General features: G+C 58.7%; 1 protein-coding gene. It reads right to left on the reverse strand.

The window, feature by feature from the left end; genetic code table 11:
- Window positions 1–222 (reverse strand): phosphoenolpyruvate carboxykinase (ATP) (locus tag AAEY83_RS18565; RefSeq protein WP_351061649.1); only part of this gene is annotated, 222 nt, incomplete at its 3' end.
- Window positions 223–235 lie beyond the last annotated feature (13 nt).

A 235-nucleotide genomic window follows, 5' to 3' on the forward strand; every position in this document is an offset into this window, starting at 1 on the left:
CTTCTGCGCGAAGTTGATGATCACGCAACCGTCGGAGTTGGTGCCGTCACGCTCAGGCACGCACTCGAAGTTGGCAACGTTGAGCACTTGCCATTCTTCACGGCCAGCCGGGTTGTACTGGGCCGGGTTGATGAACAGGCAACGACCGAACAGGTTCTGCCAGGCAGTCTGCGTGGTCATTTTCACGGCCAGGTAGTGATCTTCCGCCGCGCCTACATGCACGTGGGAAACGAAG

The organism is Psychrobacter sp. TB20-MNA-CIBAN-0197 (assembly GCF_040309765.1).
GTDB lineage: Bacteria > Pseudomonadota > Gammaproteobacteria > Pseudomonadales > Moraxellaceae > Psychrobacter > Psychrobacter submarinus.